Genomic DNA, 11,732 nt, shown 5'->3' with positions numbered 1-11,732 from the left:
TGGAGGCGCATTATAGGGAGTTCTCCGTAGGCCGCAATAGAAAAATTGCAAAAAAATGACTGACTGCTGCATTCCCCAGCAAAACCCCGCTTTATACCTTTTTACGCACAGAGTTATCCACAATCATCAATGTAATTTCTGTATTTTTCCCACGGTAACCACTGTCAAAATTGTGATCGCCATTGAAAGAGAAAAATTCGCGAGCGTTGCGCAAACGTTTTCGTTACAATGCGGGCGAAAAATAAGGATGCCCCGTTAGGGGCGTTAGCTGAGTTTTTCGCGAAAAATTCAGCTAACGCTCTCTGTAATAGTCAAATCCAGGGGATTTACCATGCAACAACGTCGTCCAGTCCGCCGCGCTCTGCTCAGTGTTTCTGACAAAGCCGGTATCGTCGAATTCGCCCAGGCAATTTCCGCACGCGGTGTGGAGCTGCTGTCTACAGGGGGCACTGCCCGTCTGTTAGCAGAAAAAGGTCTGCCGGTAACCGAAGTTTCCGATTACACCGGTTTCCCGGAGATGATGGATGGACGCGTGAAGACCCTGCATCCGAAAGTACATGGTGGCATTCTGGGCCGTCGCGGCCAGGACGATGCCATTATGGAAGAACATCAGATCCAGCCTATCGATATGGTGGTTGTTAACCTGTATCCGTTCGCCCAGACCGTTGCTCGTGAAGGCTGCTCGCTGGAAGATGCGGTTGAGAACATCGATATCGGTGGCCCAACCATGGTGCGCTCCGCCGCCAAGAACCATAAAGATGTCGCAATCGTCGTGAAGAGCAGCGACTACGACGCCATTATTAAAGAGATGGATGCCAACGAAGGATCGCTGACGCTTGCAACCCGTTTCGACCTCGCCATCAAAGCCTTCGAACACACCGCCGCCTACGACAGCATGATTGCCAACTACTTCGGCAGCATGGTTCCGGCTTACCACGGTGAAAGCAAAGAAGCCGCCGGTCGCTTCCCACGCACGCTGAACCTGAACTTCATTAAGAAGCAGGATATGCGCTACGGCGAGAACAGCCACCAGCAGGCCGCCTTCTATATAGAAGAGAACGTAAAAGAAGCCTCTGTTGCCACCGCAACCCAGGTTCAGGGTAAAGCCCTCTCTTATAACAACATCGCCGATACCGATGCGGCGCTGGAGTGCGTGAAAGAGTTCGCCGAGCCAGCATGTGTGATTGTGAAGCACGCCAACCCTTGCGGCGTGGCTATCGGCAATTCCATTCTTGATGCTTACGATCGCGCGTACAAAACCGACCCAACCTCCGCATTCGGCGGCATCATTGCCTTTAACCGCGAGCTGGATGCGGAAACCGCGCAGGCCATCATTTCTCGTCAGTTTGTTGAAGTGATTATTGCGCCGTCCGCCAGCGAAGAAGCCCTGAAAATCACCGCCGCCAAGCAGAACGTACGCGTTCTGACCTGCGGTCAGTGGGGCGAACGTATTCCAGGCCTCGATTTCAAACGCGTGAACGGCGGTCTGCTGGTTCAGGATCGCGATCTGGGGATGGTCGGTGCGGAAGAACTACGCGTCGTCACCAAACGCCAGCCGACTGAACAGGAACTGCGTGATGCACTGTTCTGCTGGAAGGTGGCGAAGTTCGTGAAATCCAACGCTATCGTCTATGCCAAAAACAATATGACCATCGGTATTGGCGCGGGCCAGATGAGCCGCGTGTACTCCGCGAAAATCGCCGGTATTAAAGCTGCCGATGAAGGCCTGGAAGTGAAAGGTTCCTCGATGGCTTCTGACGCGTTCTTCCCGTTCCGCGACGGTATTGATGCCGCCGCCGCTGCGGGCGTGACCTGTGTAATCCAGCCTGGCGGTTCTATCCGTGATGACGAAGTGATTGCCGCCGCCGATGAACACGGTATTGCGATGCTCTTCACCGACATGCGCCACTTCCGCCATTAATGGAGCAATAGATGAAAGTATTAGTGATTGGTAACGGCGGGCGCGAGCACGCGCTGGCCTGGAAAGCGGCCCAGTCGCCGCTGGTTGAAACTGTTTTTGTTGCTCCAGGTAATGCAGGCACTGCGCTGGAACCCACGCTGCAAAACGTTGCTATCGGCGTGACCGATATCCCGGCGCTGCTGGATTTCGCACAAAACGAAAAGATCGATCTGACCATCGTCGGCCCGGAAGCGCCGCTGGTGAAAGGCGTGGTTGATACCTTCCGCGCCGCCGGGCTGAAAATCTTCGGCCCAACCGCAGATGCCGCGCAACTGGAAGGTTCGAAAGCGTTTACCAAAGATTTCCTGGCCCGCCATAAGATCCCTACGGCGGAATACCAGAACTTCACCGAGGTAGAACCTGCGCTGGCGTATCTGCGTGAGAAAGGCGCGCCAATCGTCATTAAAGCTGACGGTCTGGCTGCCGGGAAAGGCGTTATCGTGGCGATGACGCAGGAAGAAGCGGAAGCGGCTGTTCACGATATGCTGGCAGGCAACGCTTTTGGCGACGCGGGTCATCGCATCGTTATCGAAGAGTTCCTCGATGGCGAAGAAGCGAGCTTTATCGTGATGGTGGACGGCGAGCATGTGCTACCGATGGCCACCAGCCAGGATCACAAACGCGTAGGCGATAAAGATACCGGGCCAAACACTGGCGGAATGGGCGCTTACTCTCCTGCGCCGGTAGTAACCGATGAAGTTCATCAGCGCACGATGGAACGTATCATCTGGCCAACCGTGAAAGGCATGGCGGCGGAAGGCAACACCTACACCGGTTTTCTCTATGCGGGCCTGATGATCGACAAACAGGGCAATCCGAAGGTTATTGAATTTAACTGCCGCTTTGGCGATCCGGAAACCCAGCCGATTATGCTGCGCATGAAGTCCGATCTGGTTGAACTCTGCCTGGCGGCCTGTGAAGGCAAGCTGGATGAGAAAACATCCGAGTGGGATGAACGTGCTGCTCTCGGCGTGGTGATGGCTGCGGGTGGATATCCGGGCGATTACCGCACCGGCGATGTGATCCACGGCCTGCCGCTGGAAGAAGTGTCTGACGGCAAAGTGTTCCACGCGGGTACGAAACTGGCGGATGACGAGCAGGTAGTGACCAGCGGCGGGCGCGTACTGTGCGTCACCGCGCTGGGTCATACCGTGGCAGAAGCGCAGAAACGCGCTTATGCCTTAATGACCGATATCCATTGGGACGACTGCTTCTGCCGGAAAGATATCGGCTGGCGCGCTATCGAACGCGAGCAGAACTAACGCGACAGTTTTGCCAATAGCGTTTTACGCGTGATCCCTAACTGACGGGCGGCTTCGGTTTTGTTGCCGCCCGTTTTCTCCAGTGCCGCCAGAATCACTTCTTTTTCGACTTCCACCAGCGGCTGAATATCCTGACTTTGCCCCAGCGGGATCGGCGTACCGGCAATCGCCAGAGGCAGCTCGCGTTCGGAAATATATTCCCCGGTCAGTAGCACCACCGCCCGTTCCACCGCGTTTTCCAGTTCACGAATATTTCCCGGCCAGTCGTAATGAATCAGCAGATCCATCGCCTGGGGCGTAAAGCCTTTTACCGCCTTGCGATTACGCTCGGCAAAGCGCTGCAGAAAATGGCCAGCCAGCAGAGGGATATCTTCCCGCCGCTGACGCAGCGACGGTACTTCAATCGCCACCACGTTCAGGCGATAGTAGAGATCCAGGCGAAAACGCCCGGCATTTACCTCTGCGGCAAGATCGCGATGGGTCGCCGCAATCAGCCGGACATCAACCGAGATAGTCTGGTTGCTGCCGACACGTTGCACTTCGCGCTCCTGAATCGCACGCAGCAGACGAACCTGCATCATCGGCGATATATCGCCAATTTCATCGAGAAACAGCGTGCCGCCGTCCGCCTCAACAAAGCGCCCTTCTCGCCGTTTGTCGGCTCCGGTAAACGCCCCTTTTTCATGACCGAACAATTCAGATTCCAGCAAGGATTCGTTGAGTGCCGCGCAGTTGAGCGTTACCAGCGGCTTTTCACTCCGTGCGCTACTGGCGTGAATCGCCCTGGCGACCAGCTCTTTACCGGTGCCGGAATCACCGTGGATCAGCACCGTGGCTTCCGATGGCGCGACGAGGGCGATTTCACTGAGCAGGTGTTGCATCGCCGGGCTTTTACCGACCATACCGAACTGGCTGGCAGTCACCGCAGGTGTTTCAGCATCAATACTGTGCGTATGCGCGAGCGCCTTTTCCAGCGTCGCCTCCAGGTTATCGAAATCCAGCGGCTTGATGAGATAATCCAGCGCCCCAGTTTTCAGTGCCTCTACCGCCGTCTCGACGCTGGAGTACGCGGTCATAATCAGTACCGGAATCGCCGGGTTTAACGCTTTGATCTCTTTGAGCGTGGCGATGCCATCCATCTCTGCCATTCGCACATCGCAAAGCACAAGATCAAACACCTGTTCCCGCACCTGCTCCAGTGCCTGTCGCCCGCTGTTTGCAAGCGATACGTTATAGCCCCAGCCGCGCAGCAATGCCTGCAAGATAGTGCAGTGGCTAATGTCATCATCCACCACCAGAATATCGATATTATCGTGCGTCATCCTTGTGGGTCCTTACGCGTAATAGTGACCGGAAGCCAGAGGGTGAACGTTGCGCCTTTTCCCTCCTGGCTTGCGACCTGAATTGTACCACCGTGTTGTTCAACAATATTATGCACGACCGCCAGCCCCAGCCCGGTGCCTTCGGCCTTCGTGGTGAAGTACGGGGTGAAGATAGCTTCAAGCTGATCCGCCGCAATTCCCTTACCGCTGTCGGTAACGCTGATTTTCACGCCCGCGCCGCTTTCGCTGGCCGTCACGCTAATCACGCCATGCTGACCAATCGCCTGAATAGCATTGAGATAGAGATTCAACAGGACTTGGGTCAATCGGTCCGGATCGGCCTGAATTTGCGGTAATGTGTCGTTGGCGGTAAAGCGTAACTGGATCTCCCGGCTGTTTGCATCCTGGCTTACCAGCTGTAATGAGTGGTTAATCAGAGTGTTGAGATCCACCGCCTGCAAAGCCAGATGCGTTGGTTTAACCAGTTCCAGCAGCTCGCTTACCACGCGGTTTAAACGGTCGGCTTCTTTCGCCATCACCTGCGCCAGTTGATGCGCTTCTCCCCCTGCTGGCGCGCGTTCGGCAAAGTATTTCGCCAGCCCTTTAATCGAGGAAAGTGGGTTACGGATTTCGTGGGCAACGCCTGCCGCCAGATGCCCCAGCGCCACCAGCTTCTCTTTGCGCTTCATCTCATCCTGTAGAAGCTGGCGCGAGCGCAGATAGCGGCGATACCAGAAGAATGACAACACGCTTGCCAGCAAGACCGTCGCCAGGGCGAAGAGGATAATCAGGGTATTGCGCTTTTCCCCACTCTGGGTTGCAACCAGATCGCTGGCGTCAACGGCGATGAAAATAGCCTGTTGTGCTTCTGCCTGTGGCACAGCTTTGCCGTTACAGCGCGGCATATTGTGCATGCCATGCCGCCAGGGCGATGACATTGGCTGGAACAAACGATAGACCTCAAGCGCAGGCGCAGTTTCCGCTTTCTCAAGCAGCCTCCAGCGGGAGTTTTCCTCTGGCTTTAACTGCTGCATTTCATCAGGAGAATAGAGTGCACGCCCGACCATTTCGGGGTTACTGTGAAGAATGATGATGCCCTGCGCATCGGTGACCGCAAACCACAACACCCCAGGCTGGCCTGCCATCTCTTCCAGAAGCGCCTGTTGCTGCACATGGTGCATTCGCATCCCCATCCCTACGCGGCTTCCTGACTCCAGAGCGCGAATGAGCACATTACCTTTTTCCAGTAATGCCTGACGGTCAGCCTCACTTGCCCGCCCATAATCACGAATCACAGTTACCGCAAACAATCCCACCAGCCCAACAATGACAATGGGGAGGATCGTGCTTAACCATTTGGCTAAGGTGTCTTTTGAACGTTGCATAAAACGCATCTTCTTCTTTGCCTGCCCATCCCTTTCTGACAGCAGAAATCATGCCATCTTTTAGCAGCGCTTACCCTGCGCTGTAACACAAAGACTTAAGTTTCAATGAGTAAAAATGACTCGCCACCCACAGCAGGCGAGTCATTTTTACTCGTTTATCATGCCAGATTACCCGTCATATCAGCGTTTCGTTGTTGGCACGAAAGATGCAATACCCAAAGTAAGACAACCACTGGAGGATTAACCATGAAACGGAACACGAAAATTGCCCTGGTGATGATGGCGCTTTCAGCAATGGCGATGGGATCGACATCTGCATTTGCTCACGGCGGACACGGGATGTGGCAACAAAATGCCGCGCCTTTGACCAGCGAACAACAGACAGCGTGGCAGAAAATCCATAATGACTTTTACGCTCAAAGCAGCGCACTGCAACAGCAACTGGTGACGAAGCGTTATGAATACAATGCCCTGTTAGCCGCGAACCCACCGGATAGCAGCAAAATTAACGCGGTCGCCAAAGAGATGGAGGCTTTGCGTCAGTCGTTAGATGAGTTACGGGTGAAACGGGATATTGCGATGGCTGAAGCGGGTATTCCGCGCGGTACCGGAATGGGCATGGGTTACAGCGGCTGCGGTGGTGGTGGCGGTCATATGGGAATGGGCCACTGGTAAATCAGAACGTTTTCTCGTTGGGTTGCCAGCGACAGAAATCAGAGTTTGCCACTAACAGTAATTGCGAACCTTCGGGCGCTTCCAGCCATGCCACGCTGACATCAACAGAAGAGCGGCTCTGGCGGCGCTCGATATGCGCTATCGCCTGCGAATCTAAATCAGGTTTAATGGTTTGCCCTTCGCAGGTGGTCACGGTCTGTTCCATCGCATGCCAGCGCCCCTGACGCAGCACGACTCTCCCCTGACGTAAGGCATCGCTAATCTGGCGGATTTGGTCAGCACGATAACGATATAAATCAATTTGGTCGTTAGAAAGCTGCTGCTTTTCCCCGTCGGATTCACGTTGCATAAAGCTCAGATCGCCGCGATCGTCAAAACGCGCGCGAATGTTCACCGGCGGTTTGCTGTAAACATTGATATTGATAAGCGTGAGGTTATCGCCCTGCCAGCGATACTCTCGCGTCGTGGTATCGCCATTGCGCCACGGGCTAAATACAGCAAGCAGATGGACATTATCGCCGCTGTCTTTTCGCCAGATGCGTACCGCGCCCTGATCTTCAGCAAATCCACTGGCGGTAAAGGGAGGAAGTGAGGAGTTATGGCTACAAGCAGTAAGAAACAGCGCGCCTGCCAGCATCAATGAGCGACGCCAGAAAGACAAAAGGGGTGAAACCACCCCTTCGTTAAAACTGTTCACTGCCACGCAATCTTACTTAACTGCGTCTTTCAGTGCCTTGCCAGAAACAAATGCCGGTACGTTCGCAGCGGCGATTTTGATTTCTTTACCGGTCTGCGGGTTGCGGCCAGTACGCTCAGCGCGGTGGTTCACTTTGAAGGTACCGAAACCAACCAGTTGTACAGCATCGCCTTCTTTCAGAGACTCAGTAATTGCAGCCAGAGTGGACTCCAGAGCAGCTTTAGCCTGGGTTTTGGACAGTTCTGCTTTCTCTGCAATTACATCAATCAGTTGAGTCTTGTTCATAAGTTATCCTTACAATGTGTTTATCGCTTGCTAAGCATCGAGTGCGACGGAAATGCCAGAATAGCACTCTCCTGCATACACGCACCGATAGCCACTTTTTTTCGCCCCCCAAATGTAGACCAGACGGGGGGCGAAAGGGAAGACTCCAGGTACGACAAATCAGGCGTTAATTCACGTTTTCTGGTCTTATTGCTGAAAAATTATACCAATATTGCTCTCACCCGCCTCACGCAGGTCGGCTCTAAGGCCTTTTATCAGCTCGATGTCACGTTCTTCACACTCGGCTAAAAGTCGGAATATTTCCCACTGAATGTCCCATTCTTGCTCAACGGCTGGGTTTTCTTTCAGCTCTTCATCGCTCATTTCGCGACCAGCCTGAGTCATTTCCAGCATCGCAACGGTGGTAATAGAGGTCTTACTCACTTCCACCGCGTGTTCGAGCGTTTCGCCACTCAAACGCGAATGAACCAGTTCACTTAACGCCACGCAGGCATCAATTGCCGGATAAACGCCGTACAGATCGAAATCGTCGGCTGACGGGATCGCTTCTTCAAATTTCTCCAGTTGGCTGTCGAAATTTACTTTTGCGTCTTTAACGGTCAGCGTTTCCCAGATGAGATCGAGAATACGCCGATAAATTTGCCCATCACCAAAACCAGTTTGCTGGCAGAACATGGCGTAATTGGGGTACATGCGTTCGCATAAGCAAGCCATGAAAGTGACATGCTGCCAGCTTTCCAGGCGCTCCAGACGCAGATGAATCGGGTTTTGTAACATGTTGAGTTCTCAAATACGGAAATTATCCGCAGTTTACCTGAATTAGGGCTGATTTGCTGTATAGCGCATGAACGCCGGACGTTCCGAGGCCACCGCGTCCGCCCAGCGCGTTGGCTCCGGCAGACGATAGCCTTTCATGCAGCGTTGTACCCACGCCAGCGCGCTATCCACACTGACCCGATGGCCGGTAGAAATAAACAGAGGGTTACAGCGCGCTTTGCTGCGCCAGACCCAGGCCAGCTGCTCGCCTTTATCCATCAGAGGGGCCAGCGCGCCCGGTTCGCTGGAGAGCGCTTCGAATTTACCGCAGAGCCGTTTTTTCGCTACGCCAATGGTCGGCACATCCACCAATAAGCCAAAATGGCTGGCGACGCCAAGACGGCGCGGATGCGAGATCCCGTGACCATCGACAAACACTAAATCCGGCTTTTGCGACAGCATCTCCCACGCGGCCAGCAGCGCAGGATATTCGCGGAAGGAAAGAAAACCTGGAATGTAAGGCATGGTAGTAGCGATGCGGGCCACTTTATACTCCACCAGCTCAAGCGAGGGGTATTTCAGCAGCACCATCGCCGCTCGCGTCACTTCTCCGCCCTGCTCAAACCCGACATCGGCTCCAGCGATCAGATCCGGCGGATCTTTATCGAGTCGATCCTCGCGGATCACAGAAGAAGCTAGTTCAAGTTGTTGAGCGCGTAATGACGCGAGATCCATAACCACTCCTTACTGATGATAAGGCGCAGACAGGCGATGCACTGCCTCCACAAATACGCCAGCATGTTCTGGCGGCACATCCTGATGGATACCGTGGCCGAGGTTAAAGACGTGGCCTTCACCGTGACCGAAACCGGCAAGGATTGTCGCCACTTCTTCTTCAATACGGGCAGGCGGCGCGTACAACATTGACGGGTCCATATTGCCCTGCAGCGCGACTTTATCACCCACGCGGCGGCGTGCATCGGCGATGTCCGTTGTCCAGTCGAGGCCCAGCGCATCGCAACCGGTTTCTGCCATGGCTTCCAGCCACTGTCCGCCACCTTTGGTAAACAGCGTGACCGGTACGCGGCGACCGTCGTTTTCACGCAGTAAACCATCAACAATTTTATGCATGTAATAGAGCGAGAACTGTTGATAATCGCGCCCGGTTAGCACGCCGCCCCAGGTGTCGAAAATCATCACTGCCTGAGCACCGGCTTTAATCTGCGCATTCAGGTACAGAGTGACGCTTTTCGCCAGTTTATCGAGTAGCGCGTGCAGCGCCTGCGGATCGGCATACATCATTTTTTTAATCACGGTGAACGCTTTGCTGCTGCCGCCTTCCACCATATAGGTCGCCAGCGTCCACGGACTGCCGGAAAAACCAATCAGCGGCACTTCGCCTTTCAGTTCGCGACGAATGGTACGCACCGCGTTCATCACGTAACCCAGCTCATCTTCCGGGTCCGGAATTGGCAGTTTATCGACGTCGGATTTGCAGGTGACTGGCGAGGTAAAACGCGGACCTTCTCCGGCTTCAAAATAGAGCCCTAACCCCATCGCGTCCGGCACGGTGAGGATATCGGAAAAGAGGATCGCCGCATCCAGCGGGTAGCGACGCAGCGGTTGCAAAGTCACTTCGCACGCCAGCTCGGCGTTTTTGCACAGCGACATAAAATCGCCCGCCTGGGCGCGCGTGGCTTTATATTCCGGTAGATAGCGGCCCGCCTGGCGCATCATCCATACTGGAGTGACATCAACGGGCTGGCGCAGCAGCGCCCGCAGATAACGATCGTTTTTAAGTTCGGTCATTTTGGCTGTTCCTTAGTGCGTCAGGCGGTCAGTGTATCATCACTCATACTCTGCCCGACACATCGCCACCGTATCTTCTATCAGACGGCGCGCCACGGTGCCGGGCGGTGGAAGTAACGGCAAATCGTCATAGCGATACCAGTTCGCCTCGAGCAATTCTTTCGGGTCGATCACGATGTCGCCGCTGTCATATTCCGCCATAAACGCGGTCATTAAAGACTGAGGAAACGGCCACGGCTGGGAAGTCACGTAACGCAAGTTTTTGACTTTGATGCCACTCTCTTCCATCACTTCCCGCGCGACTGCCTGTTCGAGGGTTTCGCCCACTTCGACGAATCCGGCGAGTACCGTATGGACACCGTTACGATGCCGGGTATGCTGAGCAAGTAGGATTGAATCATCGCGACGGATGGCAACAATAATGCAGGGGGCGATTTGCGGGTAGTAACGCTCACGGCAGTGGCTGCATAGCATCGCCCATTCGGTTTTGCTCGGATACATGTCATGCCCGCAGTAACCGCAGTATTTATGCGAGCGATAAAACTCCGCCAGTTGCACACCACGTCCGGCTAATTGAAACAGCCCGACATCCAGATCAATGACCTGGCGCACCGAGCCCATATCGTGACGACGCTGCTGTTGCACTAGCCAAACAGGTTCTCCCTGCCATTCGCCGATTTGTAGTGCGCGCTGACCCACAAGATCGAAATTTGCCGCTTCGCCGTATGGTAATTCTCCCTTCGGCAACCATAATTTTTGTTCATGACTGACTACCCACCAGCCGTGATCTAATTTTTCAATTATACGATCCATAGCTCTTGCACTACCTTTGCATCACTGGCATGTTTAACATGGTTTTTACATTTCTCACTGAGCAGTTTTTGAATACAAACTTGCGGAGTCAATCATGCTTAACCAGCTCGATAACCTGACGGAGCACGTCAGAGGAAGTAACAAACTGGTTGATCGCTGGCTACATGTACGTAAGCATCTGCTCGTGGCTTACTACAATCTGGTTGGCATTAAGCCTGGCAAAGAATCGTACATGAGGCTGAATGAAAAAGCCCTTGATGATTTTTGCCAGAGTCTGGTCGACTACCTGTCTGCCGGACATTTCAGTATTTATGAACGCATTCTTCATAAACTGGAAGGCAACGGGCAACTCGCTCATGCCGCGAAGATTTGGCCGCAACTCGAAGCCAACACGCAACAGATTATGGATTACTACGATTCCAGCCTGGAAACCGCCATCGATCATGATAATTACCTTGAGTTTCAACAGGTTTTATCTGACATCGGCGAGGCACTGGAAGCGCGATTTGTGCTGGAAGATAAGTTGATTCTGCTGGTGCTTGACGCCGCCCGCGTCAAACATCCTGCTTGAGTTCTGCGCTGTTAACGCGTAATTTACATTCAACGCCCCGTTTGCGGGGCTAATTTCTTGTCGGAGTGCCTTAACTGGCTGAGACCGTTTATTCGGGATCCGCGGAACCTGATCAGGCTAATACCTGCGAAGGGAACAAGAGTTAATCTGCTATCGCATCGCCCCTGCGGCGATCGTCTCTTGCTTCATCCGTCGTC

The 11,732-nt window shown here is 54.0% G+C and carries 12 protein-coding genes and 1 riboswitch; of the genes, 4 read left to right on the top strand and 8 right to left on the bottom strand.

The window, feature by feature from the left end; genetic code table 11:
• Positions 1-331 precede the first annotated feature (331 nt).
• Positions 332-1,921, top strand: a complete 1,590-nt coding sequence (gene purH / locus D9597_RS12150) for a bifunctional phosphoribosylaminoimidazolecarboxamide formyltransferase/IMP cyclohydrolase (protein WP_130222648.1) — start codon at positions 332-334, stop codon at positions 1,919-1,921.
• A gap of 11 nt (positions 1,922-1,932) precedes the next feature.
• On the top strand, positions 1,933-3,222 hold the full coding sequence (gene purD / locus D9597_RS12145) for a phosphoribosylamine--glycine ligase (protein ID WP_130222646.1): 1,290 nt from the start codon (positions 1,933-1,935) through the stop codon (positions 3,220-3,222).
• Here purD and zraR read toward each other — a convergent pair.
• Both zraR and zraS read right to left on the bottom strand, forming a co-directional pair.
• Entirely contained in the window at positions 3,219-4,544 is a 1,326-nt protein-coding gene (zraR, locus tag D9597_RS12140; protein ID WP_130222644.1) for a sigma-54-dependent response regulator transcription factor ZraR, read from the bottom strand. The two genes, purD and zraR, sit on opposite strands and share 4 nt — an antisense overlap.
• Positions 4,541-5,938, bottom strand: a complete 1,398-nt coding sequence (zraS, locus tag D9597_RS12135) for a two-component system sensor histidine kinase ZraS (protein WP_130222642.1) — start codon at positions 5,936-5,938, stop codon at positions 4,541-4,543. Before zraS ends, zraR begins: the two co-directional genes overlap by 4 nt.
• Positions 5,939-6,175: 237 nt before the next feature.
• Between zraS and zraP the strand changes: the two genes are divergently transcribed.
• The gene (zraP, locus tag D9597_RS12130; RefSeq protein WP_130222640.1) at positions 6,176-6,604 is read left to right on the top strand and encodes a zinc resistance sensor/chaperone ZraP; all 429 of its coding nucleotides are present in this window, start codon (positions 6,176-6,178) and stop codon (positions 6,602-6,604) included.
• 1 nt (position 6,605) lies between these two features.
• Here zraP and D9597_RS12125 read toward each other — a convergent pair whose 3' ends face one another.
• The 6 genes from D9597_RS12125 to nudC form a co-directional block, all read right to left on the bottom strand.
• Positions 6,606-7,301 carry a DUF1481 domain-containing protein gene (locus D9597_RS12125; RefSeq protein WP_032147960.1) on the bottom strand — a complete coding sequence of 232 codons (696 nt, stop codon included), beginning with the start codon at positions 7,299-7,301 and terminating at the stop codon, positions 6,606-6,608.
• Positions 7,302-7,313: 12 nt separating this feature from the next.
• Positions 7,314-7,586 carry a nucleoid-associated protein HU-alpha gene (gene hupA / locus D9597_RS12120; RefSeq protein ID WP_001044513.1) on the bottom strand — a complete coding sequence of 91 codons (273 nt, stop codon included), beginning with the start codon at positions 7,584-7,586 and terminating at the stop codon, positions 7,314-7,316.
• Positions 7,587-7,772: 186 nt separating this feature from the next.
• The gene (locus D9597_RS12115) at positions 7,773-8,363 is read right to left on the bottom strand and encodes a YjaG family protein (RefSeq protein ID WP_000940106.1); all 591 of its coding nucleotides are present in this window, start codon (positions 8,361-8,363) and stop codon (positions 7,773-7,775) included.
• Between the two features lie 42 nt (positions 8,364-8,405).
• Positions 8,406-9,077 carry a deoxyribonuclease V gene (gene nfi / locus D9597_RS12110; protein WP_130222638.1) on the bottom strand — a complete coding sequence of 224 codons (672 nt, stop codon included), beginning with the start codon at positions 9,075-9,077 and terminating at the stop codon, positions 8,406-8,408.
• Between the two features lie 9 nt (positions 9,078-9,086).
• Positions 9,087-10,151 (bottom strand): uroporphyrinogen decarboxylase, encoded by a 1,065-nt coding sequence (gene hemE / locus D9597_RS12105; RefSeq protein ID WP_130222636.1) that lies wholly within the window; start codon positions 10,149-10,151, stop codon positions 9,087-9,089.
• A gap of 39 nt (positions 10,152-10,190) precedes the next feature.
• Positions 10,191-10,964, bottom strand: coding sequence for an NAD(+) diphosphatase (gene nudC, locus D9597_RS12100; RefSeq protein WP_130210155.1), 774 nt, complete (start codon positions 10,962-10,964; stop codon positions 10,191-10,193).
• Positions 10,965-11,058: 94 nt separating this feature from the next.
• Here nudC and D9597_RS12095 point away from each other — a divergent pair, with 94 nt between their 5' ends.
• Positions 11,059-11,535 (top strand): Rsd/AlgQ family anti-sigma factor, encoded by a 477-nt coding sequence (locus D9597_RS12095; RefSeq protein ID WP_064530412.1) that lies wholly within the window; start codon positions 11,059-11,061, stop codon positions 11,533-11,535.
• 51 nt (positions 11,536-11,586) lie between these two features.
• A riboswitch (TPP riboswitch) is annotated at positions 11,587-11,687 on the top strand.
• Positions 11,688-11,732 lie beyond the last annotated feature (45 nt).

The organism is Escherichia sp. E13S3 (assembly GCF_004212325.1).
In the GTDB taxonomy this organism is placed as follows: domain Bacteria; phylum Pseudomonadota; class Gammaproteobacteria; order Enterobacterales; family Enterobacteriaceae; genus Escherichia.
The sequence above is the reverse complement of the archived record's forward strand: the minus strand, read 5'-3'. Positions and strand labels throughout refer to the sequence as shown.